The following is a 23,355-nucleotide window of genomic DNA, read 5'->3' as shown; positions in this document are numbered from 1 at the left end:
ACAGGCCGCGCGCCAGATTGCCGGCACCCCTAAACGCGAAAAGGGCCCTTGCTCCACGTGTTTCACGTGAAGCAAAGGCCCTAGTCACAGATGTTTAGTCTTCGTCGGCTGCGAGCTGCCCGCAGGCGCCGTCGATTTCTTTGCCGCGCGTATCGCGCAGCGTGGTGGGTACGCCGAGGCTGTCCAGGCGGCGCACGAACTTGCTGGTGATGTCCTTCTCGCTGCGGGTCCAGATGGAGCCCGGTACCGGATTTAATGGAATCGGATTCACATGGACCCAGCCGCGACCGCGGGCGTTGAGCTTCTTCGCCAGCAGCTCGGCACGCCACTCATGGTCGTTCATGTCCTTGATCAGCGCGTACTCGATGGAGACGCGGCGTCCGGTCTTCACATAGTAGTCAAACGCGGCGTCCAGCGCCTCGTCGACCTTCCAGCGTGAGTTCACCGGGATCAGCTCATCGCGAAGCTCATCGTCCGGGGCATGCAGCGACAGCGCGAAGGTGACCGGCACATTCTCTTCGGTCAGCTTGCGGATGGCAGGCACCAGACCCACGGTGGAAATGGTGATGCCGCGGGCGCTCATGCCCAGGCCTTCGGGGGCGTCGGCAACCATGCGGTGCACCGCGTTCATCACGCGCTTGTAGTTCGCCAGCGGCTCGCCCATGCCCATGAACACGATGTTGCCCACGCGTTCGTCCGGATGCTTCTGGCCACCGAGGCCGCCTTCGGCGATCACCCGGTTCGCCTGGACAATCTGGTCCAGGATTTCCGCGGTGGACATGTTGCGGGTCAGCCCCGCCTGTCCGGTGGCGCAGAATGGGCAGTTCATGCCGCAGCCGCACTGCGAAGAGATGCATAGGGTGATGCGGCCCGGGTAGCGCATGAGCACGGACTCGACCAGCGAACCGTCGAACAGGCGCCAGAGGAACTTGATGGTCTTGCCGTCATCGGTGGTCAGTCGCTTGACCTCGGTGAGCAGCTTCGGGAACATGGCCTCGGCCAGTTCCGCACGGCGCTCCTTGGGAAGATCGCTCATCTTCTCCGGGTCGGTGGTGTAGTGCGTGAAGTAGTGCGTCGAAAGCTGCTTGGCGCGGAAGGCCGGAAGGCCTAGTTCCTTCAGCTTCGCTTGGCGTTCGGCAAGGCTCAGGTCCGCCAGGTGCGTTGGCGGCTGGGCGACGCGGCGCTTGGTGGCGAACTGCAGTTCTGGACGGCCATCGGCGCCCATCTCCTGTTTCCATCCTTCGGCCGTTGGCACGACCTGGGCGCGGCCCTCGGCCTCGGCTCGGGACTTGGAGATGCGCAGCTGCTGGGCGCGCTGGGCAGCGGCCTGCTCGGTGCGCAGGGCCTTGCGTTCAACGGCGGAAAGTGTGGTGGAGTCGCTGGAAGTCATTACTACCTATTGTTTCACGTATCCACTGGAAGTTGGCGGTGAGTTTGGGCACGCATGGTGCTTGCTGCTCCGGAGCCCTCCCCAAGGAGAGAATCAGCGGCACCCTCCCGCGCATCAGCTACTTCGCGGAACTCCACGTGCGGTCATCGTAAAGCTGCGGGCGGCACCGTCATGGATTCGTTGGCTCGATGCCAGGCGTGAAATCAGGACATCGCGTGCCGGGGCCAGCCATCGCGGCAAGGGCCGGCCCAGCATCATATTCAGCTGCGCACGCGATCCCGCCTTGCGCGCGGCCTGCAATCGGGTTTCGGAGAAACCGGCCAGGGATGCGTGGGAAGCCAACCGAGCTGCCAGCTCCAGCGCGTCGGCAAATCCCAAGCTGAGCCCCTGTCCCCCAATGGGACTGATCTGGTGCGCGGCATCCCCGAGCATGACCACCCGCCCATGGACCATCGAGGCAACCTGCCGGTTGGCGGTAGTGAAGCGGCTGTGCATGGTGCAGCTCGCGGCGTCGAGCACAAAACCCACCCGATGGCAGAGCGCATCAACCACCTCGGCGGCCGAGCCGCCGCGGTCCTGGCCGTCCACACGCACTACCCAGCGCCGCAAAGAACCCGGCAAGGGGAAAGATTCCACAATCCCCGCCGGGTGCAAAAACAAGGCGGCGGTATGGGGCAGCTGCGTGGTATCCGGAAAATCTCCCATCAGGTAGGTGTCGGGCAGCTCTTTCCCGGCGAAAGGAACTCCTAGGCTCCTGCGCACCGAAGAGTTCACTCCATCGGCCGCGACCAGCCATCGGGCACGGTGCGCGGTGCCGCCGGCGGTGAATTCCACCCCGTCCGGCGACTGCGCCAGAAGGCCGGAGAACTCGGCCCCGGACACCAGTGCCCCCGGGGCAAGCTCTGCCAGGCGTTCGCGCAGCAGCGACTCGGTGACCTGCTGGGGCAATGACAAGACGAAGGGGTAGTCCCCGCCGATCACCGCGAAATCCATGGTGCCGATGATGCGGCCCGCGGACATTCCGATGCCGCGGCGGATCGGCACTCCGCTTTCCTGCGCCCGCGGGCCGAGCCCCGCCAGTTCAAGGATCCGCTGGGCCGGTGGGTGCAGACCGATCGCCCGTGAATGCCCGGCTAGTTCGGTGCGCTTCTCGTACACCGTGGCCTTCTGCCCGCGTTGGGCCAGCAGGATCGCCAGGGTCAGCCCCACCGGTCCGGCTCCGATGATCGCTACCTCATCCACTGCCGGCGGCCTTCCAGAGCAGCGCATTTCGGTAAGTCCGTTGTGCCTGAACCTCCCAGCCTGGCCTGGCCCGGTGACGCAGTTCCGCTGACGTATAGCTGCGCCGGATGGAGACCAGCCCGTCGCGGCGGATCAGCGAGGTACCGGCCAGCGGCAGCGTAGCCGTGCCGAACAACAGCAACGCCGCTCGGGCGCGGCGAATATCGCTATGCAGGCCGATCCCGGTGCACAGCGATTCGGTGTCCACCTGCAGCTGCTGCAATTCGCGCGCTTCCAGGTGATGCAGCAGGTGATTCGAGAGCACCACGTCGAACTGCTCCCCGGCAGCGGCGAGCAGCGCACTTGTAGTCTCACGGAATTGCACCACGCCCTCCGGTAGCGCCGCCCGGCGCATAGCCTGCCGGGCATAGCCGATGGCGCGCGGATCCGGATCTATCCCGAGGATCTGAGTTGAAAGCCCATCGGCGAGCGCCCAGCGGGCCAGATTCATTGCGAGGTCACCGCCTCCGCAACCCACATCCAGAATTCTTGTTTCGGGCCGGCGGCGCAGCACCGGGCGGATGAACCGCACATAGTTTCCGCGCCATCCGGCGACAACTCGATTTACCAGCGGAAACTGCGCGTAGGTCCGGCGTAGCAACGTAGGGTCGCAGTCCGGTCGATCCATTTCCTCTGCGACTCCAATGCTGCGCCGCAGACTCGTCATTCAGCCTCCCCGTGCAGGGTGAACAGCCCGGTTTCCACGGTCAGTCCGGGACCGAAGGCCATGGCGCAGACTCGTTCGCCCGAGTTGGCTTGCCGATCATCCATGATTTCCTTGAGCACGAATAGGACCGTCGCACTGGACATATTTCCGTATTCGGCCAAGACCTTGCGGGCAGGTGCTAATTGGGTATCGCTGAGTTCGAGGCGATTCTGGACGCGGTCCAGGATCGCTCGTCCGCCGGGATGAATCCCCCAATGCTTGATCTGGGCAAAGCTTGTCTCCGGGATGGAAGCCTTCGCGAAGAGCGGTTCCAAGGCGCCGCTGATATGCTCATCGATGATGTGCGGAACATAGGTCCCGAGCACCATCTCAAATCCTTCATCCCCGATATTCCACGCCATGGCCTCTTCGCCGACCGGGGTGAGCACCGTTTCAAAGGCGTCCATGCTCAACCCGCTGTCGCCGCGTGCGGTGACGATTGCCGCCGCGGCTCCGTCGGCAAAGAGCGCAGAACCCATGATGGTGTCCGGGTCGTTCGAGCTGTGCACATGCAGGGTGCACAGCTCCGCGCAGGCCACCAGCACCGTCGCCTGCGGATCCGCGAGGCAAAAGTCCTTAGCCGCACGCAGTGCAGGGAAAGCCGCATAACAGCCCATGAACCCCAGATGGTGCCGCACCGTATTGGGCTTCAGGCCCAGCGCGCGCACAATCTGGTAATCCGGTCCTGGGTTGTAAAAACCGGTGCAGGAGACGGTAATGACGTGGGTGATGTCCGCGGGCGTCAGATCCGGGCAGTCATCCAGGGCTTTCTGCGCGGCTCCGATAAAGAGGGCCGGGGCATGGGCCACATACTCGCGGTTGCGGGTGGCGGTGCTCGGGGAATGCAGCAGTTGTGTGCTTGCGTCGTAGAACAACGGGTTCGCCGGAGGGTGCTTGGCATCGAAGTCTTTGACGCAGCTGTAGCGGGTGTTGATTGCCGAGGAATCGAAGGAGGTAGCGATCAGCCGCTGACCCAAACGGGACAACCCAGGTTGCAGCGCAAAGACATCACGAACTTCGTCCTGGCGAAGGAGCGTTTCTGGTACGGCGGTCTGGATAGTACGCAGCATCACTGGCATGAGCCGAGCCTAGGCCCACCGCCACGCTACGTAAAGGGTGCAGCGAAACACAGGGGGAACACGAAGAAGCGAAATCGCTCAATACTCTGAGTAGCCAGACATAATCTGATTATCTTGGATTTTGCGCTCAAGGTTTCGCCAATAAGAAAGAGGCCAGCGGGGCAAAGGCATCTATGCATTCGCTCGAAGGAATTCGCCGTACGATTCTGGACGGATTCTGGTCTCCTGGAGATCGCTTGCAGCCCACCACGTTAGCCGAGCAATTCAGCACCAGCACCACCGTCATTCGCGAGTCCTTGACTCGTTTAGCCGGTGAATACCTTGTTGCCATCCGCACCAATCGCGGATTTTTCGTTCCAGATCTGAACCTTGGAGAATTGGCAGATATTACCGAGCTCCGCTGTGCCACCGAGGCGCTCGCGGCACGGCTGGCCGTGGAGCGTGGAACCGTAGGTTGGGAATCCGGGCTCATCGCCGCGCACCATAAACTTTCGCGAACCCCACGCCGTCTACCCGAAGAACCGGATCGCGTGAACCCGCTCTGGTCGGTTGCGCACCGCGAATTTCATCATCAGCTTTTGGCTCCCTGCGAGTGCCAACCGAGGCTGAAACCCTCCACCGACTTGGCGAATTTCACGGAGCTCTATCGCCGGTGGGCCGCACCGTCACAAGCGGCGGTGGCGCGCGATGTTGAGCAGGAGCACGCAGATATTCTCGATGAGGCCCTGGCCCGCGATGCGCAGCAGCTCGGCGTGCTGCTGCGCAAGCACTTCCAAGCCACCGTGGACGTCGTGATGCAAGCCGGTTTGGTCGAGCAGCCCGCATGGCTACCGGCTTCTCAGCGAGAGCCCGGAAGGATGGTGGTCGTGGCGACCGCGCTGTTCATCGTTGCCACCGCTTTGCGTACCGCGTCCCCAGCACGGGAGTCCGTGGCGACTTCCTTGATCCGTTGCTTGGCCTCTGCAGTGTTCAGCGGTTCGATCTCCTCGGCTAGGACATCAGGCACCACGCCCATGCCTTGCAAGATGGATAGCAGCGTTGCCTCGTGGGTTTCGGCCTCCCGTTGCCCCTGGAGCACCGACCGCAGCCCGAAACGGAATTGGCGTTCCAACTGCCCGTTCAGTACCTTCACATTCCCCTTGCCCAGACCAAAGAAGCTGCGTTCTCCGTGTTCCACGAGTCCTTGCTTGGCTAAAGAATCTGTTACCAAGCGAATATTGCACAGTCGGTTGATCGCAACGGCCGAATCCAGGGTTGTGCCGTCTTTGCCTTCGAGCCTGTCCAGGGAATGCGCCAATACCGGGTCCCCGATTGGCCCCGCCCCGATGATTGTGATGCGCGGATTCGTGTCTTCGGTCAAGCCCACTCGTCCGCCCAGAATCAGGTCGGCAATGACCGCCGCGTTCATCCCGTACCCATAAGAGCTCATCACCGTCTCGGGGCGGCCGTCATCCTTGGTCAGTAGCAAATACAGCTTCTCGGAGATCAACATATTTCAAGGCTATCGACTCTGGAAACCTGCGTCCTCACCATTACGACGGATTTCGCCGTGGTTGAAATGCGGATCGATATTTGAGGCTGCCGGATCTTGCGCACCGGCCAACTGTTCACGCTGCGCACGTCTGCGCGCACGTTTTTCCTTGCGAAGTTGCTGTTTCTTGTCGTGGATCAGTGCCGAAGTTGTACGGATGAACACCGAGATCCAGGTGAAGAGAATTGCGACCACGGCAAGTTCAAATCCGGTGAGGTTGTAGTAGTTCCATTCCTGCCATAGCAAGAAGGACAGCCATAGGGCTCCTAGTGCCGTCAGCGACATCAAATGGAAAACCACCGGATACCCCGGAAGAAGCACGGTAGTCCCCATCAGGAGCAGCATCATCCCGGCCGCCGCCAAACGGACAAAAGTAGCGTGTACCTCGGGTGCAACATTCACCGGAACTATCCCGATCAAAATAACGCCAACGGCCACCGCCAACAGGCACCAGCGGACAACGCCGGGACGCGGACGCAGATACTTTGCAATCCGGTATTTCTCCAAGCTCGGGCGACACCTATAGGTCCGTGCGAGCTTTGCAAGATCTCTGGTCATAAATTCGGTAAAGGCCATCAGCACGAGCCCGGAGACCACCAACGTGGTATTGAATGTCCAGAAGGAACCAATCCCCGCGTCATAGGTGCCGAGGGAAGAGAACATCGACTGCCACCAGCCTCGGTCCTCGGCGAGCAGCATGCTGATGACGACACCCGAGGCCATGAAGATACCCAGAACCACCGACAGAGTTTCGGCATTTGTCCGAGCCGTGGCAACCAAGCACAGATAGGCGCTTACCCCTGTCGCGCCACTGACAAGCAAGGACCCGGCAAGCATATCCACACGCAGTCCGAAAAACGCCTGCTGCATCAGGTGGAAAGCCACCATCAAGATCATCACCGAGCTTGCTGCATGAACCAATACCAGCCCAATCAGGGTGACTGCCTGACGCCACCTGGGGATCCGTGCGAGCCACGGCTCGCGCGATAGCAGCAACCGCCGAAAGGCCACCGCACTTGCCAGGGCTGCTGCGATCGCTCCGGTTGAAGCTGCGACGGCACCTACCGATAGCCCACCGGCGAGGGCCGGACGATTACCTGCGAACAGGATGAGTCCGACTATTAATCCTAGGATTGAACAGATAAAGCCTGCCCACAATGCCTGCCGTTCAATGTCTAGTTCTGTGGCCGGTTTGCCATGGTTCTGAATGCTCTCATCGGTCCGCACGGTACCAATTATCTCACTGATAGACTTTTTAGCCAGTTTCTGCCTACGCCAGTGCCTGGGTTAGCCCGTTGACCATCAGCGTCACGGCCCCGGCAAACGCGACGAGAATAACGAACAAGCGGCTAAACCTCTCCGGAATTTTAGGAGCGAGGAAGTTGCCCAGCAGTATTCCCCCAACCATCGCCACGAGACAGCTCACCCACTGCGTCCAATGAAGTTCAGGAGCTCCGCCCTTGGCCAGCAAAGAAGCGACGGCCAGCACAAAGAAATACAGTTGCACCGAAATGGCGAATTTCGCCTGCGGCCATCGGCTGGCCACCGCGTACCCCGCAATGGCCGGACCTGATACTCCGGCGGTAACAGACATGAATCCGGAAACGGCGCCGGCCCCGATTGCCAACCCCTTGCTTTGCGCGGTACGAAGGTTGCGCACCAGGAAGCTCGAACCCAGGGCAAGGATGACCATCAGGGCAATCCCAACGGTGAGCCATGGGCCGCCTAAACGCGAGGCAACCCAGGCGCCGGGAAGAGTCATGACGACCGCAGGAACGAGCATCAGCAAGGTCTTCTTATACTCAACGTCCCTGAATACCTGAAGCAGAATCAACAAGCTGCTGCAGGCTCCGAGGAAGTTGACCACCATGACCCCGTGGTGCGGCCCGAGAACCATCACCAGAAATGGTGAAGCAACCAGCGCGAATCCCATGCCGGAGATTCGTTGTGTAGAAGCCCCCACAAAAACGGCCGCGGACAATCCGAGCAATGCGCCGAGTTGTAGCGTATCCAATAGTTGTTGCCTTCCAGTTCCTGCGCCGAACGCAGTCGCGCCCTATTGCTTTACGTTAGTGCACCCGAGCACGACCGCAGAATACGAATTCCGCGCTGCCTCGTTCTACGCTTGTCTAGTGAGTATCGACGTTGACTACCTGATCATTGGCGGCGGAGCGATGGGCTCGGCCGCCGCCCACTCATTAGCTGCACGCGGCCGCGAAGTGCTCTTGCTCGAGCAGTACGCGCCGGGCCATCTGCACGGTGCCTCGCATGGGGCGACCCGCAACTTCAATCCGGCCTACGCGGAAACTCCCTACGTGCGGTTGCTGCAACGCGCGAACCACCTGTGGGATGAGATTGCCCAGGCCGGTGGCACCGAGCTGCTAAACCGCACCGGGTTGGTGAACCACGGCGATCCAGCCGGGCAACGCCAGATCCAGCGCAGTCTTGGCGCGGCCGGATTCGACTGCGTGACGCTGAGCATTGCCGAAGCCGAAGAACGTTTTGCCGGGATGAAATTTGAGACCGAAGCTCTGTATATTCCCGCAGGTGGTCAGATTAATGCCGATCTTGCCGTTTCGACACTGCAACGTCTGGCGTTGAACTCCGGGGCCACGATTCACCACACTCGGCGTGTGTCGTCCCTGCAAGTGATCTCCGAGGAACTTGTCAGCATCCAGCTGGAGGACCCTGCGGGGAGCTCAACCCTGCGCGCACGCCATGTCATCGTGACCGCCGGGGCATGGACCCGGTCGCTCCTTGGGGAAGCAATCAGCCTTCCACGGATCCATGTCACCGAAGAGCACCCGGTTCATTTCACGCAAACCCCGCTTCCGGTACGGTGGCCCGGGTTCAACCACTCGCTGGACCCCGCCCGCGATACCGGCTCCCCGGTCTACGGTCCGATTTATGGAATGCACACCCCCGGCGAGGGAATCAAGGTCGGCTGGCACGGCTCGGGCCGCATAGTTGACCCGGATGCCCGTCCGCATGAACTCGTGGACGAACAAATTCGGGCGTTGCAGGCATATGCCGCACGCTGGCTACCTGGTGTGGACCCCGAACGTTTTGAGACGGTCTCCTGCACCTACTCCAATACCGAGGACGAGGACTTCATTTTGGATCGCTTCGGACCGATCACCGTGGGCGCCGGATTTAGCGGACATGGGTTTAAGTTTGTGCCCGCCATCGGCGAGCATCTGGCCGATCTGGCCACCGGAGCCTGCAGCACCGAGCCGACTTTCGCCGCAAACCGCAAAATCACGCGCCCCGTATTTCTGGAGCGGCGCCATCAGGTCGGACTGGACTAACCCTTGCGTTTAGCCCCCGGCAGCTGTTGAGTGATGCAGTGGATTCCGCCACCGCGCGCAAAGAGCTCCCGGGCATCGACTCCCACCACTTCCCGCCCAGGATAGGCCTCCGCCAATACTTGCAGGGCCTGGGCATCCATCGGATCGCCAAAGGTGCAGGCGATGACTCCGGCGTTGGTGACCAGATGGTTGATGTAGGAGTAATCAACCCATCCCTCGGTATCCGTGAGCACCGTCGGGGCCGGCACCGCAATGAGCGTGAGCTTGCGTCCCTTGGCGTCAACTGCAGACTCAAGCTGCTGGCGCACCTGCTGGGAGACCGCAAAATCTGGGTGCTCACGGTTCTGCTGGTCGTGGAAGAGCACCACTCCGGGCGCGGCGAAACATGCCACGATATCTACGTGTCCACGGGTTCCGAATTCTTCGTTGTCACGGGTCAACCCGCGCTCTAGCCAGATGGTCTGCGTGGCACCGAGTAGCCGGGAAAATTCCACTTCAATATCGGCTTCCGTTGCCCCCGGGTTGCGTCCCGGGTCCAGCTGGACGCTGCGGGTAGCCAAAACGGTGCCCTCCCCATCCACATGAATGCCGCCGCCTTCATTGGTGATCAGCGCTCGCAGCACCTTGGTTTCGGTCAAGGCGGCAACTTCGCTCGCGATCTTGCTGTCCTTTCCCCAGTTTGCCCATGCCTGGGCGCCCCAACCGTTGAAATTCCAGTTCACCGCAAAAAGTTCACCCGCGGCATCACGTACGAAGGTTGGACCGATGTCGCGCATCCAGGCATCATCCAACGCGCGTACCGAGAAGTCCACGGATTCCCCGAGATGGCGGCCGGCATCGGCAAGTGCGCCTGGATCAACGATCATCGTCACCGGGGTAAACCGGGCAACCGCGCGGGCCACGTTGGACCATGCCGTACGAGCGGCTTCCGCCTCCGCCTCGCTCTGCCCCAAGGTGTATCCTCCGCTTGGAAAAGCCATGAAGATCCGCTCATGGGCTGCAGTTTCGGCGGGCATGAAGTAGTTAGGCACGAGTCTGCTCTTCTTCCCCGAGTCCGCTCTCAACGCGCGCTTCGGTCAGGGCTGCGTAGGTTTCCGGGCGGCGTGTGCGCAGGAATGGGAAGAGCGTCAGCCAGTCCCGGCGGGCATCCAGGTCCAGGCTCGCGACCAGCACCGCTGATTCATCGCGCGGGGCGCGGACCAGAATCCGGCCATACGGGTCGGAGATGAAGGAGGAACCGTAGAAGGTCAGCGCTCCTTCGTCGCCCCAGCGGTTAGGGACGACCATGAAAAGACCGTTGGCAATGCCATTGCCGAGAATGGTTTGGCGCCACAGCGGTTCGGTATCAAAATCCGGGTGATCCGGTTCAGACCCGATGGCCGTAGGATAGGCCAGCAGGTCGGCCCCGGCTAACGAGTAGATGCGCGGTGGTTCGCTGAACCACTCATCCCAGCAAGTGGGCAGTCCCATGGCCAGATCTTTCAGGCCCGGGATGCGGTGCACCGGATAGGGCTCCTCGTTGGGGCCTTCGCGGAAGTATTTATCCTCGTAGTATCCGGCGGTACGCGGAATATGCAGCTTATTCGTGGTCGCCACCAGTTCGCCCTCCGGCGACACGACAATCGCGGTGTTCAACCCCAGGCCATCGTGCGATGGCGCCTTGCGGTACAAGGAGATATGCACGTTGATCTGGTGCTTGGTGGCCATCTGCGCGGCGAAGGTAAAAGTTGGACCGGTCAGCAGCTCTTCGGCAGACGCATCGGCGGCAGCCGTATCCGGGACTTTGAAAGCCGGGTATTTGCTCAGCGTCAGTTCCGGCAGGAATACGATTTGTGCGCCATGGCTCGCCGCTCGCCGGATCCCATCTTCAAGCTCCGCTTCCAGGGCTTGGCGGTCTTCATGCCAGCGGTGCTGCACTAGGGCAACGGTGATGTCGCCACGCACTTTTTCTCCGGCACGCGCCGGAGAGACCGGTGGATTCAGGGCGAGGACTTCTTGCATTTGGGTCACCTCAGGATGTTTAACGAATGCTATTCGTTTTCAGGTTAGACCTAAGTCATATCCAAAATCAAGGAGTTTAACGAATGATTTTCGTTTAATCTGTGTATGCTCTAGTCAAAGAGTCTCGAAGCAAAGGAAGCCCGCATGGCTAGGCCGTCGAAACCAAAGCTCAGCGCAATTGCGATTGCCGACGCCGCGCTCAAGCTTGTCGACGCACATGGTGAGTTCACCCTGCCGCATCTGGCCAAAGCACTCTCGGTGACTGCATCTTCGCTCTACAACCACGTAGATGGCAAGGCCGGGATCATTGAGCTGATGCGCGGGCGCGCGATGTCCGAAATTCAACTACCCGATCTGGACCGGGTTGATTGGCAGGAGGCAGTTCGGCAGATCGCCACGGAGTATTGGGCCTCCTACGCCAAGCACCCAAAATTGATTCCGCTCTTCACCAGCCACACGGTCCGCGACCAAACGACGCTGCGAGTCTATGAAGCGCTGGCTGAAGCGTTTGCCATGGCTGGATTTGCACCCAAGGAACGCCTGCAAGCGATCACCATCATTGATTCGTTTGTCTTGGGCTCCGCGTTGGATGCCGCCGCGCCCAAGGAAGTCTGGCTAGTGAGCAGCGAAGCATCTACTGCATTTAGCGACGCCTTGGACGCCGGCTTGAATGTAGAAGGCAGGCCGGCGAAGGCCTTCTCTGCCGGATTGGAAATCGTGCTATCCGGGTTTGAGCGAAAGTTCGTGTAGTTCGCCGATTTCCCATGGGTGGCGTTTGGGCGGACTACGCGCACGAGAAATCGTTGATCAGCAAAATTCCCGGCCGGTATCGAATTGTCGTTTTCGGCGCCGTAGCCACCGGCGAGGACCATCCGATGTTGCTGCCCATTTCGGTGACCGCAGCTCCATCAGTTGTTGTCACGACGAGCACCTTGACTTCAAATGTCTGGGCAGTGCCGAGGATTGCTCCGAGCAGACTCAGCCCGGCGCTGAACCTCACCGAAGTAGTGCCAGCGTTGACGTTTAGAAAACGAACCTCACCGGAGTTGAACTGCACCCGAACCGCATATTTAGCACCACCAGGCATAGCCGGCGCGGGCCAGGACACGTCAGCACTGGTAGCGGCACCCAGCACGCCGCCAACCGTCGTGCAGGTCAGGGCGCCGGGGATCGCTGGCACGCTGGCGGCAACGGGCGATGACGTAGACGTCGCATTGCCCGCGAAGGCGGCCTGAGTCATTTCGATCTTCGGTGTGCCGACAATCAGCGTGCTGACGAGCAGAAGAGCACCAAGGCCCGCGATCCCACGTATCGATTTGCGTTTCGACCATCTGTGAGCCGACCCGGTTGCGTCTTCGACCGAGGCATGCATCTCGGACGCGTTCTTTCTTGCTTCACTCGTATTGCCAGGATCACTTCCACGATCGTTGGTGCTTCTAACGAAGGCTATGTAGAGCAGATAGGCACAGAGCAGTCCCCCGAGGAAAAATGCCCAAGGCTGGCTGAGCCAAGAAACGGCATAGCCCAATACAGGAATGCTGAGAAGAAGCTTATCGACGGTGCTCGCGTGGTACATTTCGAGATCTGGGATGGGGTTGGAATCTCCCTTGAGCACCAGACCGGCATCTGAGTTCTCGACGACCCGATGCGTTATGCGTTGATTTTCGCTATTTATCACCGAGACAATTTCGTCCTGGTTGATCTCGTGGATAGCAGTGGGCACTGCGATCCCTAAGGAACCCGTCGGAATCGACGGCTCCATGGAGCCGGAAGCAAAAATCAAGGGCTTTAGACCAAAAATCATGGTTGCGACCGTCATGATCAGGCATAGGGAACCCAGTGCCGCCCCTACGTTCAATACGATCCGCTGGAATGCTGAGAGGCCCGTGCCCCGATTCCTTTTGGACTTATGATTCCCCATGCTAGGAACCAACCGTTGAGGTGAAGGTCAGGCCAATGCTTGTCGTTGCGCCCTGCAGGGAGTTGGCAGCTGTTGTCGGCAAAGCATATTGGATGCAAAGCGACTCTGAGGCACCAGATTCTAAAGTGCGCGGAGTCGATGAGCCGATGAACTGCGCACCGGCGCTCTTGGAGATTATGGTCGTTCCACCTGAACACGTGACGTTGGTGCCGCTGCCGCTGATCGTTGCGCCAATCTTGACGGAGATGTTCAGCCCCGCACCCAGGGTGGAAGCACCTGATTCGGTGATCTTTCCCTGAACCGTGTACGGAGCCGATATGGTTCCCGTATTTTTCACAACCACCGTGGATGCCGCGCTGGTGCCCGGATACAAATTACTGCCGGTAATAGGCATCTGATAGGTAGTTGCGTTCGCTGCACCTGCCGTTGCGCCGACTCCAAGGGCGACAGTAGCGGAACTGATATTGGAGGTCGCGGTGGCGGTGCCGGTCCACGCAGCCAACGTGGAGACCGCGCCAAATCCCACGAGAATTCCCATGGACAGGATCGCCTTGATACGCATGGATCGGGTGCTCATCGTTTGCCATCATCCCTTATTGCTTCAGTTCGTTTCTGTCTCCACGAGAGAATGACGGCCGCACAGCCAGCCGCCAATGCACCGATTCCCAATGCTATTACCCCTCCGCTGAATCCCGTATCGCTAAGTTGATCGCGCTGATCCGGAGTATTCTTTTCGGGAGGAGCTTCTGGGGGCGCGTCGGTTTCGCGTGGTGGTTGCGACGGTTCGGGCTCCGGTGTCTTGCCTATGCCGATTTCGACCGCGTTGATCTGCACCTGCAGTGAACGCTCTTCCTGATCTTGCGACCCGTTCGTCGCGGACCCCGGCATCCCCATGCGCAGTCCCACTTTGACCGATTCCTCCGGTTCCAGCCGGAAGCGCGACAAGCCGATTGTCTCGAAATAGATTTGCGTGTGAGCTGCTGGATCCTTGGGTTGCACGCTAACTTCTATCTCCAGGCCGCGGTCGTTGCGAATCCACAGTGCGCCAATGACTTCATCGCCTGGCACCAGAACCGGCTCCCCGCCGAACAGCGGCGGTGGGGCCTGTGAAAAATTCCTGCCATCACTGCTATAGCTCAAGCCACCGGCACTATCTTGATCACTCCGAGCATGGACGGGAGCGGCACTCAGACATGCAATGAGCGCTGCGGCCGAGGCCTTCAAAAGGACCGGGTGAAGACGAATAGTCATGTCCGTTCCTTTCGTTGATTCTCGCGCCAAGCTCCGGCGAACATGATCATCGAGTAGGCCAGCAGGCCCCCTGCGGCAGCCCAGGTCAGCCAAGTGCGCTGCTGGCCGGAAATGGCCGAATTGATGAAACCGAGCAATGGCATCGAGTACCAGAGCTTGCCCCTGATCTGCTCTGGCCTTACCGGATCGTCATCGGTGTTGTTTGCATCCCCGCGCAACGTGAATTGAATTTCCCCCGACAAGGACGAGCTAACGGCGGCGATCCGGTGGGTCACCACCTCAGGCTCTCCGGACTTCAGCTGGTAGGTCACCACATCGCCAATCCGGATCTCTTCCGTATCTGCAGGCCGCACTACGATTAACGACCCAGGAGGGAACTCTGGCCGCATGGAACCTGTCAGCACGGTATAGGCTGTGGCACCGCCAAGTTTTGGGATTACGATCATGACGGCGATCAAAGCCAGCACAACGAAGAGGGCAAACCAAGAGGCAAGTTGTCCGCTCCACCAAAACAGGCCAGTCTTTTCACGTTCTTTTCTGAGCTCCGCTCGTGTTTGCACGGTCATCGCTGCTGCCCGACAAAGCCCAGCCTGAGTTCCAGCTTCCCGCCGGCTGCTGTCTGGGACGCGCCAGCAGGAAGCGAGACTCGCACGCATAGGGTTTCTTCGCCCCCAGCGCTTTCGGCCGGCAACGGTCTGGGCGCTGCAAACTCCGCAGCATCCCCTAGCGAACCTGCATAAAGTTGCTCGCCAGAGAGCGGCTGCCCAGCTTCGCAAGCGGAGGCAGGCATACCGGCATGAATGCGCAACTGGCTTGCTTCGGACAAGGCAATATCAGCGGCAGTGGGTGAAGTTGCCGCGTTGACCGCTCCGTCCAGCCGATAGCCCAGATCGCTGGTGCCGCCATTGCTGATCACCAGTGGCGCCTGCGTGAATTGCCCCGGGACAAGGTTGCCGCTGCTGAGCTGCGAGAACTGGTAATGCTGCATACCGTTTACCCCATCACCGGCAAGCAACTGCAAGGATCCGGTCTGCAGCGTTCCGGGATCCACACTGCTTTCTGCGCGCCACGAAGCGACCGTACCTTGGGCGCCGAGTCCGAGCACCAAAAGCACGGCCGCTATCAACGCAAACTTCAGAGGCTTGGGCATATAGGGGCTATCCCGCGTTCGTTACCTAGGAGCGGACTTGGTCCAAAGTCAAGGTCAGGTCGCCCAAGTCAAGAGGCTGGTCATAGGTTGACGGCGGCGTGTCGCCTACGGCGCCTTCAGCAAAGACAACGGTAATCAACACCGGAACGTTGTAGGTACCTGGCTCGGCAAAACTCAGCGTGCCGTCAGGTTCTTCCGTGATGCCAGTGGCCGAGGCGTCAACTTCAAGCCCCACGGTCACAAAGCCCTCCAGCGCGCCCAACACGGTCTCGGCTTCGGCAATGCTCAAGACACCGGCAATATTCTTGCCCTCGGCGTCAATTGCGACGGTCTGGCTATAGGTCACCGTATCGCCAGGCACAAGCTGCTGCGTTGCAGGATCGAAGGGCTCCGGCGCTGCCGCGTTGCTGACATCTTGCCAAACGCCGTCGGCGCCCAGAGTCAGGTTCAGATGGCCGGTCTCAACCACGCCCGCGTCTACCGTCTGCTGTGATTGCCAACGGGCCACCGTACCGGCGCCGCCGAGCAACAGGGCACCCGCGGCAACGGCCGCTACAGTCGCCTTGGTTACTTTCTTCATATGCTCCGCATCCTCAAAGTAGGAGTGCCTGCGATGGCACCTACCTTCAGTAAAGCGTATTTAGGAGCAAATTCAACTTGCTTTTAGCGCGAAGACTTCTTGGCTTCGGACGAGCTCGAGGATTTCTCGCGGGGTTTTCTCCCGCCATCTGAATCACGAACAAATGTTCTCGTGTTATTCGGTGCTGAGTAGAGCATTTAGAGGGTATCGAGATAGTAAATTTCAAAGCCAAACTCCACATGCCACCGTTTGCCTGGCTGATTTAACCCAACCGGCTATAAATTATTGGCCAAGTAGACAACTCCTTATCGAGTTGCCATCGCATCGAATAATTAAAGTCAGCGTTCTAGATTCGGAGCCGACGCAAATAGGTTCAACCCCATGGCGCGCGAAAGCTGCCCAATGGCCAGCTGTGCCCGAACCGAGTTGCCAGCCATATCCAAGGGTGGCGAAAAGGCGCCAATGGCGCCTTTGCCGGGCGCTACAGCCACGATGCCTCCGGAAACTCCGGATTTGGCTGGTATGCCGATTTCAAAGAGCCATTCGCCCGAACGCTCGTAGAGGCCGTTCGACGCCACAGCGGCCAAGGTGTCACGGCAGACATCCGCATCAACTACCTGTTTTCCGGTCACCGGGTTAACCCCGCCGTCGGCCAGCGTCGCGCCCATGACGGCAAGGTCGTAGGCGGTGACATTCAGCGAACACTGCTTGGTATATGTATCCACGGCATCCAACGGGTCCCCCTCGAGACGCCCGTAGCTCTTGAGCAAACGGCCCAAAGCCTTGTTTCGTTCGTTGGCCAGCGACTCGGAGTGGTAGACCTCGTCATCCAGGGACAGCGCGCGGCCGGCGAATGCCGAGAGCCCTTCCCTGACGTTCTCCCACTTCTTCGCTGCGGTCTTGCCGGGAATCATTTCAGTGGTGGCAATCGCTCCGGCGTTCACCATCGGATTCATCGGGTGCCCATTATTCAGCTCAACGGCCATCACCGAGTTGAAGGACATCCCGGTGTTGTTCACCCCGATGCGCTCGCGCACGAGTTCGCGCCCATGCTCCTGCACGACCAAAGCGTAGACGAACATCTTGGAGATTGACTGGATGGAAAAGAGATGCCGGCAGTCGCCAACTTCATGCACGGATCCGCGAACGTGGGACATGGCAATGCCAAACAGGTTCGGATCAGCTTGGCCGAGGATTGGGATGTAGTGGGCCAGCAGACCGTCATCCGCATCGGCATAGCGTTCATGGGCCTCTTTGAGAAGCTCGTCGATGCGTTGATGCTCTAGGGCACCAGTGGATACCTGCTGTTCGACGTCGTCAAAGTCGGTAGGAATAGTTTCGTTATTCCCCTCCGAAGGATAGTTCATCTTCACCTGCCTTTGCCTATGGCGCCATTAGTTTCCTACTACCTGTTTTGAGACTACCAACAGCGACCTCAGCTGGCATCTTTCAATTCGGAGTGCGACTGGCCGCGCAGCTTCAACGATGCCAGCTGATCGATTCCGCGGTGGTGCTGCTGCGGCTCCTACCGTGGAGCAAAGTGTGTTTTCGGTGACAATGTGCACGGCCTTACAGCGTTAACTCCCATTCTGACCTAGCATTTTCAGTATGGCTAAGGGTATTACTTTTCATACGCGCAAATGGGTTCGCCCCGAAGACCTCAATGCAAATGGCACGCTGTTCGGCGGAAGCTTGCTGCGTTGGATCGACGAAGAGGCGGCCATCTACTCGATCATCCAGCTTGGCAACAAGCACGTGGTCACCAAATTCATGTCCGAAATCAACTTCATCGCTTCCGCCAAGGAAGGCGACCTCATTGAGATGGGCCTGACCGCCATCGACTTCGGTCGCACCTCGGTCACGCTGCGTGCCGAGGTACGCAACATCTTCACCCAGGAATCCATCCTGACCATCGAGAAGATTGTGTTCGTGAACATCGGCGAAGACGGCAAGCCAGAACCACACGGCTATGACCACATCACCTACACCCGTGACCGTATTCCCCTGGAAATCACCAAGGCTCTTATCTAACTTCCAGCGGATGCCTTCAGCCATTACCCGGTTGGCGGTGTGGAAACGGCCCCGATCCTCGTGACGAGGATCGGGGCCGTTTCGCATCAAGGCTCAATTTGCGTCCCGAAAATTTGCATACATTACCTCTTGTTCCGCGTGACTTGGTAGGGCAAAGTAAGTGCCGGGCGCATTAAGCGCCTTTCCCCCAACCGAACGAGGTATTGAGTATGAGCCGGATGATCTTCGTCAATTTACCCACCGCTGACCTAGCCAAGGCGGACACTTTCTACGCTTCGTTGGGGTTCGAGAAGAACCCGGTCTTCTCTGACGAGAACGCTTCCTCCTGGATGATCAGCGATAACATCACCGTGATGGTGCTGGTCCAGGAATTCTTTGCCAGCTTCCTGGTCGATGGAGATGTGCCCGCACTGGGCGCACCGCACCGCGAGACGCTCAACGCCATCTCGGCTGACACCCGGGAGGGCGTGGACGAGTTCGTAGTCAATGCCCAGACCGGCGGCGGGAGCATCTACCGCGCGGCTGACGAGCCGTTCCCGGGAATGTACCAAGCGGCCGTGAAAGATCCCGACGGCCACGTCTGGGAAATCGCATGGATGAGCCCAGAAGCCATGGAGAATCCTGGCGGCTAGTTCAACAATCAGCAAGCAGGGGTTCTGCCGCTGGTCCGTTGGGGCGGCGGCGGGACCCCTGCTTGCTTATCTGGCTAATCCGGCGTTTTGGCGTGCCGCCTGGCCTTTTTCTGCAGCCCCTTGCGGTATAGCTTCTTCATGCCGTCCGCCGGACGTATCGGCTGCTGCCATCTCGGTTCGAGCTCATCTCCCAAGGTCACCCCGCGAATTCTGCGTCCGAACATCGGCAGGACCCACTGGCGCAGCCACTCCACGTCGCGACGCACCGCCTGCACCGGAGATACCCGCTCGATGTCGCCGAAGTCTTCGAATGCAAGCTGATGGTTGGCCCCCAGGATCTCTAAAACCCTGATGGCCATGTAGCGATGCCCGGCCCGATTCATATGCAGCTTGTCGACGTCCCACATGCGCCGATCCCTGTAGACCTCCCATTCCCAGTAGTCCACCAACGTGACCGTGTCACCGTGCTGAAGTGCTAGCTCCCGGACACGATCGTTGAATTTCCAGTTGCGCCGCTTAAACGGAGCAAGCATTGGGTGCACCGGGATGTCGAAGCCGGTAAACAGCAAAATTTGGGCCCCGGAGGTTGCCAGCCGCTCTACCGCGGCAGTGTAATTTGCCAGCACCGCATCCAGATCCTTGCGAAACTCCAGAATGTCATTTCCGCCGGCATAAAAGCTGATGACATCCGGGTTCATGGCAAGGGCCGGTTCGATCTGCTCTTCGATGATTCGATCCAGCCGGCGGCTGCGGATAGCAAGGTTGGCGTAGCGCCACCCGGGATCTTCTTTGGAGAGCTGCTTAGCCACTCGATCCGCCCAGCCACGCACCCCATTGGGCAGGCGAGGTTCCCAGTCCCCCACACCCTCGGTGAACGAATCCCCGATTGCTACAAATAGCCGACTCATGACTGGCTACGCTACCGTCGGCAATTGACCAGCCAATGACCTAGCGGCAAACGAAGCCTTACCGCCACATGTCGTTCGGGCTCGCCTTGGTGCGCGCGAGTCGCCAGGCAGGCCTGCCCCGGGTTGACGATCAGCGAGAGTCCGCAATTCTCGCTCAGCGCACCTCGGCCAGGCTGTTCATCACCGAGTGGCCGCCCACCTTCTCGAACTCCTGCGAAACCTGAAGCGCAATCGCCTCGGCGATCCCTGTGGTATCCATTCCCATATCCGGGCCGGCGAGCACCGGGAGTTCGCCGAGTACGTGCACCGCGGCGGATTCGACGGCCAGTGCCGCTTGAGTTTCGCCCAGATGCGCCAGCAGCATGGCCGCGGACAAAACGGCGCCGACGGGATTAGCCCACCCCTTGCCAGCGATGTCTGGGGCCGAACCGTGGATGGCTTCGAACATGCTCGGGGCCGATCCGTCGAGGTTCAGGTTCGCGCTGGCTGCCACACCGAGTCCGCCCTGGATCACCGCACCCAAGTCGGTGATGATATCGCCGAACAGGTTATCGGTGACCACCACGTCGAATCGTTCCGGGGCTACCGGCAGGTGGAAGCACATGGCGTCTACATGGACATAGTCCACTTCGACCTGCGGGTAGCGTGCCCCGACCTGCGTGACCACTTCCTGCCATAGCTTGCCGGCTTCGATGAGGATGTTTTTCTTATGGCACAGGGTGAGTTTTCCGCGCCGGCTGGCGGCTAATTTGAATGAGTATTCGACCACTCGTGTGATGCCCGCACGGGTATTAACCGATTCTTGCACCGCCACGGTGTGCTCGGTGTTTGCGTGAATGGTGGACCCCTGGCCCACATAGGCGCCCTCGGTGTTTTCCCGGACGATCACCAGATCGCAGCGTTCGGGAGTCAGCCCGGCGATGGGCGTTGCCACACCCGGATAGAGCTTTACCGGACGCAGGTTCACGGCTTGCTCGAATTCCTGGCGCATCGCCAAGATGAAGCCGCGCTCGAGGATTCCGGGTTCCACCGCGGGGTCGCCCATGGCGCCGAAAAGGATTGCCTCGTGACCGCGAAGTTGTTCGGCAAGTTCGGTGCCCCATAATTCTCCGGTCTGCAGGTAATGCTGTGCCCCCGCCTCATATTTGGTCAGCTGAAGCGCAAACCCAAACGCCTGCTGGGCCGCGGCCAGTACTTTCAGCGACCCGTCCATGACCTCGGGGCCGATGCCGTCTCCGGGAATTGCTGCAATGTTATAAGTTTTCACGGGGAATGCCTTTCAGGATTGTCCAGGAGAGCTAGTTGCTTTTGGAAGTACTCGGAGAGGTGCTGCAGAGCCCTGCCGCTAGCACCTTCGCGTAGGGCGAGGACAAGCTTCGCTAAGTCGGTTAGCGAATTTTCAAATGCCTGCCCGTGCCGTCCGAGGCCGGGAAGGATGACTTCTTCGGTCATCCGCACCAAGCCTGAAAAACATTGCAGGTGGCTGTTGTCCGAAGCGTCGAGAAGCGCCAGGTGGAATCTGGACATCGGGCGTTGATCACCGGTGCGGGCCTGCTGGATCAACCGCTGAAGATCATCCAGCACCGTTTCGGGCAGTTGGCCGCACACCATTTTGCACGCCGCGGATTCGAGCACTTCGCGAAAGACCAGCGCCTCGCGGAGTTGGCTTCCGGCCATGCTCCGGACCGTCGCGCGGCCGCCCGCGTCGATGCAGATGATTCCCTCTCGCTCAAGCAGGCTCAAGGCTTCCCGCAAGGGGGTGCGGCTCAAGCCGAGCTCTTGGGACAGCTTGCTCTGCGCAAGAACCTGTCCGGGATGGTAGCGCCCGGAGAATACGCGTTCGCTGATTACTCCCGCGGTTTCCCGGGCCAGGGAGACATTGCTCCGCCATTCGGAAGTCATCGTCACCGCCTCGTGCTCCGGCGGTTGCCCGCGATTGTTGGTATCCAGAAGTTATTTGGTGAGAATCACTGTTCCCGGTGCATCACCACATGTCAATGAATTTAGGAGTTTTCGCAATAGTTGGTGCCATTTAGGCGAAATCCATTGACTGCGAGCTAGATCACTGATTAGCTTTGGTCATCTACTGGTCAGACCAGTAGAGCTTCTGATAGTCGACGACGCGAAAGCAGGAACGGTGTCCACTTATTCAAAGGCCTTCCCGGATGGCTTGCCCATTGGTGACGCGTGGGTTCCGTGCGAAAGCTCCGCACCAGTCGTCTTCCCCTACGATTCATCGATCGTTGCCCAGGCTCCGGTCGGCACCACCGAGCATGCGAGCCAAGCGCTCGATGCGGCGCAGGCAGTCGCCAAGGAAATCGCGCGGCTGAGCACCGGAACCCGACGGGCAATTCTGCTTGCGGTCCACGAGAAACTCGCCGCCCATCGCGAAGAGCTGGAAAACCTGCTGGTGCTGGAAACCGGCAAGCCGCTGGTCGACTGCCGCGTTGAGGTCGCAAGAACCCTGACTACCTGGGCCGCGGCGGCCGAAGAGGTCGCCCACGCCCATGGCGAAACGGTCCCGCTGGACCTTCAGCCATCCGGTGCGGGAATGATCGGCTACTGGACCCGCAAGCCGGCAGGAATTGTCATTGGCATCGCCGGATTCAACTACCCGCTGCTGCTGGCAAGCCACAAGCTGGCTCCGGCCCTCGCCGCCGGCTGCCCCATCATTCTCAAGCCCGCCCCCAACACCCCTTTGGCCACACTGTGGGCGGTCCACCTGATCCGCGAGGCGCTTGCCGAGCATCGGGTCAGCGCCGCGGCGGTGCAGCTAGTCACCGGCGGGATCGAGGTCGGGGAGCTACTCGTCGACGACCCGCGCTCGGCCGTCGTCTCCTTCACCGGCTCCGCCGCGGTAGGCCACCAGATCGCGAAAAACGCGGCACCACGCAAGGCGGTGCTCGAGCTGGGATCCAACACCGGCTTCATCGTGGCCGCCGACGCGGTGATCCCGGACGCGGTGGACGCGGTGCTTCGCGGTGGGTTCTATGCCAATGGGCAGGCCTGCATCTCGGTGCAGCGGGTGCTCCTCGATCAGAAAATCGCCAAGGAATTTGAACGGCAGCTGCTCGCCCGCATCTCCGAGGTCATCGTGGGCGACCCCCGCTCGGCCGACACCCGCGTGGCGCCGGTGATCAATGAAGCCTCCACCCAGCGCATCATGGCTTGGATCACCGCCGCCGTCGAACGCGGCGCGCAGGTGCTGAGCGGCGGCGAGGTGCGCGACGGGGCCATCCGGCCCACGGTGATGAGCGGAGTGCCCACCGATGCGCAGCTGTGGTGCGAGGAAATTTTCGGGCCGGTGATCTGCCTGCGCAGTGTCCCGGATCTGGACACCGCCTTCGAACTGGTCAATGATTCGCGCTATGGCCTGCAGGCGGCGATCTACAGCACCTGCCTGAAAACCGCGTTCCGGGCCATCGATGAGCTGGAAGTCGGCGGGGTGGTAGTCAACGAAATTCCGGGCTTCCGTTCCGACATCATGCCCTATGGCGGGGTCAAGGATTCGGGCATAGGCCGCGAGGGACCGCGCTTCGCCATCGAAGAATTCACCGTGACCCGCATGGCCATGATCAGGCCGTAA

At 60.2% G+C, this 23,355-nt stretch carries 25 protein-coding genes and 1 pseudogene; 6 read left to right on the top strand and 20 right to left on the bottom strand.

From position 1 onward, the window contains the following. Nucleotides 1-94: 94 nt before the first annotated feature. The 4 genes from rlmN to CQ019_RS09400 form a co-directional block, all read right to left on the bottom strand. Entirely contained in the window at nt 95-1,390 is a 1,296-nt protein-coding gene (rlmN, locus tag CQ019_RS09415) for a 23S rRNA (adenine(2503)-C(2))-methyltransferase RlmN (RefSeq protein WP_255248436.1), read from the bottom strand. 114 nt (nt 1,391-1,504) lie between these two features. Continuing rightward, nucleotides 1,505-2,632, bottom strand: coding sequence for an NAD(P)/FAD-dependent oxidoreductase (locus CQ019_RS09410; protein WP_181148360.1), 1,128 nt, complete (start codon nt 2,630-2,632; stop codon nt 1,505-1,507). Continuing rightward, nucleotides 2,625-3,338, bottom strand: a complete 714-nt coding sequence (locus CQ019_RS09405; RefSeq protein WP_105569561.1) for a methyltransferase domain-containing protein — start codon at nt 3,336-3,338, stop codon at nt 2,625-2,627. The genes CQ019_RS09410 and CQ019_RS09405 overlap by 8 nt, the downstream gene beginning before the upstream one ends. After that, nucleotides 3,335-4,456 carry a type III polyketide synthase gene (locus CQ019_RS09400; protein ID WP_105569560.1) on the bottom strand — a complete coding sequence of 374 codons (1,122 nt, stop codon included), beginning with the start codon at nt 4,454-4,456 and terminating at the stop codon, nt 3,335-3,337. Before CQ019_RS09400 ends, CQ019_RS09405 begins: the two co-directional genes overlap by 4 nt. 173 nt (nt 4,457-4,629) lie before the next feature. Between CQ019_RS09400 and CQ019_RS18935 the strand changes: the two are divergent. After that, nucleotides 4,630-5,172, top strand: a pseudogene (locus CQ019_RS18935) (GntR family transcriptional regulator); the annotation flags it as partial. On the opposite strand, the gene CQ019_RS18735 reads toward CQ019_RS18935, so the two are convergent. From CQ019_RS18735 to CQ019_RS09375, 4 genes are read right to left on the bottom strand one after another with little or no spacing between them, the layout of a single operon-like run. Continuing rightward, complete coding sequence (locus CQ019_RS18735) at nt 5,122-5,256, bottom strand: hypothetical protein (RefSeq protein ID WP_258133888.1); 135 nt, start codon at nt 5,254-5,256, stop codon at nt 5,122-5,124. The pseudogene CQ019_RS18935 and the gene CQ019_RS18735 overlap by 51 nt on opposite strands. A 38-nt stretch (nt 5,257-5,294) precedes the next feature. Further along, complete coding sequence (locus CQ019_RS09385) at nt 5,295-5,948, bottom strand: GPP34 family phosphoprotein (RefSeq protein WP_105552748.1); 654 nt, start codon at nt 5,946-5,948, stop codon at nt 5,295-5,297. A gap of 9 nt (nt 5,949-5,957) precedes the next feature. Continuing rightward, nucleotides 5,958-7,214, bottom strand: a complete 1,257-nt coding sequence (locus tag CQ019_RS09380; RefSeq protein ID WP_105569559.1) for a hypothetical protein — start codon at nt 7,212-7,214, stop codon at nt 5,958-5,960. 43 nt (nt 7,215-7,257) lie between these two features. Continuing rightward, entirely contained in the window at nt 7,258-8,001 is a 744-nt protein-coding gene (locus tag CQ019_RS09375; protein ID WP_146113352.1) for a sulfite exporter TauE/SafE family protein, read from the bottom strand. A 118-nt stretch (nt 8,002-8,119) separates the two neighbouring features. Between CQ019_RS09375 and CQ019_RS09370 the strand changes: the two genes are divergently transcribed. Then, nucleotides 8,120-9,295 (top strand): FAD-dependent oxidoreductase, encoded by a 1,176-nt coding sequence (locus tag CQ019_RS09370; protein ID WP_105569557.1) that lies wholly within the window; start codon nt 8,120-8,122, stop codon nt 9,293-9,295. Here CQ019_RS09370 and CQ019_RS09365 read toward each other — a convergent pair. Both CQ019_RS09365 and CQ019_RS09360 read right to left on the bottom strand, forming a co-directional pair. After that, entirely contained in the window at nt 9,292-10,311 is a 1,020-nt protein-coding gene (locus CQ019_RS09365) for an agmatine deiminase family protein (RefSeq protein ID WP_181148406.1), read from the bottom strand. The genes CQ019_RS09370 and CQ019_RS09365 overlap by 4 nt on opposite strands. A gap of 7 nt (nt 10,312-10,318) precedes the next feature. After that, complete coding sequence (locus tag CQ019_RS09360; protein ID WP_105569555.1) at nt 10,319-11,296, bottom strand: nitrilase-related carbon-nitrogen hydrolase; 978 nt, start codon at nt 11,294-11,296, stop codon at nt 10,319-10,321. Between the two features lie 144 nt (nt 11,297-11,440). Here CQ019_RS09360 and CQ019_RS09355 point away from each other — a divergent pair, with 144 nt between their 5' ends. Continuing rightward, nucleotides 11,441-12,046 carry a TetR/AcrR family transcriptional regulator C-terminal domain-containing protein gene (locus CQ019_RS09355; RefSeq protein ID WP_105569554.1) on the top strand — a complete coding sequence of 202 codons (606 nt, stop codon included), beginning with the start codon at nt 11,441-11,443 and terminating at the stop codon, nt 12,044-12,046. Nucleotides 12,047-12,080: 34 nt separating this feature from the next. Here the strand turns inward: CQ019_RS09355 and CQ019_RS09350 are convergent, their stop codons facing one another. The 7 genes from CQ019_RS09350 to glsA all read right to left on the bottom strand — a co-directional run bounded on the left by CQ019_RS09350 (nt 12,081) and on the right by glsA (nt 17,565). Continuing rightward, nucleotides 12,081-13,217: a signal peptidase I gene (locus CQ019_RS09350; RefSeq protein WP_105649685.1), complete on the bottom strand. Its 1,137-nt coding sequence runs from the start codon at nt 13,215-13,217 to the stop codon at nt 12,081-12,083. A 1-nt stretch (nt 13,218) separates the two neighbouring features. After that, a complete protein-coding gene (locus CQ019_RS09345; protein ID WP_105569552.1) occupies nt 13,219-13,794 on the bottom strand; it encodes a hypothetical protein in 576 nt (191 codons plus the stop codon). Continuing rightward, nucleotides 13,791-14,468, bottom strand: a complete 678-nt coding sequence (locus tag CQ019_RS18485) for a hypothetical protein (RefSeq protein ID WP_105569551.1) — start codon at nt 14,466-14,468, stop codon at nt 13,791-13,793. The genes CQ019_RS09345 and CQ019_RS18485 overlap by 4 nt, the downstream gene beginning before the upstream one ends. Then, nucleotides 14,465-15,034: a signal peptidase I gene (locus CQ019_RS09335; protein WP_181150368.1), complete on the bottom strand. Its 570-nt coding sequence runs from the start codon at nt 15,032-15,034 to the stop codon at nt 14,465-14,467. Before CQ019_RS09335 ends, CQ019_RS18485 begins: the two co-directional genes overlap by 4 nt. After that, complete coding sequence (locus tag CQ019_RS09330) at nt 15,031-15,618, bottom strand: SipW-dependent-type signal peptide-containing protein (RefSeq protein WP_105569549.1); 588 nt, start codon at nt 15,616-15,618, stop codon at nt 15,031-15,033. The genes CQ019_RS09335 and CQ019_RS09330 overlap by 4 nt, the downstream gene beginning before the upstream one ends. A 25-nt stretch (nt 15,619-15,643) precedes the next feature. Then, nucleotides 15,644-16,198 carry an alternate-type signal peptide domain-containing protein gene (locus CQ019_RS09325; RefSeq protein ID WP_105569548.1) on the bottom strand — a complete coding sequence of 185 codons (555 nt, stop codon included), beginning with the start codon at nt 16,196-16,198 and terminating at the stop codon, nt 15,644-15,646. A 338-nt stretch (nt 16,199-16,536) separates the two neighbouring features. Beyond that, nucleotides 16,537-17,565: a glutaminase A gene (gene glsA / locus CQ019_RS09320; protein ID WP_105569547.1), complete on the bottom strand. Its 1,029-nt coding sequence runs from the start codon at nt 17,563-17,565 to the stop codon at nt 16,537-16,539. Between the two features lie 241 nt (nt 17,566-17,806). On the opposite strand from glsA, the gene CQ019_RS09315 reads away from it, so the two are divergent. Together CQ019_RS09315 and CQ019_RS09310 are read left to right on the top strand one after the other, a co-directional pair. Continuing rightward, nucleotides 17,807-18,229 (top strand): acyl-CoA thioesterase, encoded by a 423-nt coding sequence (locus CQ019_RS09315; protein WP_105552734.1) that lies wholly within the window; start codon nt 17,807-17,809, stop codon nt 18,227-18,229. A 209-nt stretch (nt 18,230-18,438) separates the two neighbouring features. Next, entirely contained in the window at nt 18,439-18,861 is a 423-nt protein-coding gene (locus CQ019_RS09310) for a VOC family protein (RefSeq protein WP_105552733.1), read from the top strand. A 74-nt stretch (nt 18,862-18,935) separates the two neighbouring features. Here the strand turns inward: CQ019_RS09310 and CQ019_RS09305 are convergent, their stop codons facing one another. From CQ019_RS09305 to CQ019_RS09295, 3 genes are all read right to left on the bottom strand, one after another. Continuing rightward, on the bottom strand, nt 18,936-19,769 hold the full coding sequence (locus CQ019_RS09305; RefSeq protein ID WP_105569546.1) for an SGNH/GDSL hydrolase family protein: 834 nt from the start codon (nt 19,767-19,769) through the stop codon (nt 18,936-18,938). 154 nt (nt 19,770-19,923) lie between these two features. Further along, complete coding sequence (locus CQ019_RS09300; protein ID WP_105569545.1) at nt 19,924-21,036, bottom strand: 3-isopropylmalate dehydrogenase; 1,113 nt, start codon at nt 21,034-21,036, stop codon at nt 19,924-19,926. Then, a complete protein-coding gene (locus tag CQ019_RS09295; protein WP_105569544.1) occupies nt 21,033-21,671 on the bottom strand; it encodes a GntR family transcriptional regulator in 639 nt (212 codons plus the stop codon). The genes CQ019_RS09300 and CQ019_RS09295 overlap by 4 nt, the downstream gene beginning before the upstream one ends. 235 nt (nt 21,672-21,906) lie before the next feature. On the opposite strand from CQ019_RS09295, the gene CQ019_RS09290 reads away from it, so the two are divergent. Next, nucleotides 21,907-23,355 (top strand): aldehyde dehydrogenase family protein, encoded by a 1,449-nt coding sequence (locus CQ019_RS09290; RefSeq protein ID WP_105569543.1) that lies wholly within the window; start codon nt 21,907-21,909, stop codon nt 23,353-23,355.

This window comes from Arthrobacter sp. MYb229, from assembly GCF_002975405.1.
Lineage (GTDB): Bacteria > Actinomycetota > Actinomycetes > Actinomycetales > Micrococcaceae > Glutamicibacter.
The sequence above is the reverse complement of the archived record's forward strand: the minus strand, read 5'-3'. Positions and strand labels throughout refer to the sequence as shown.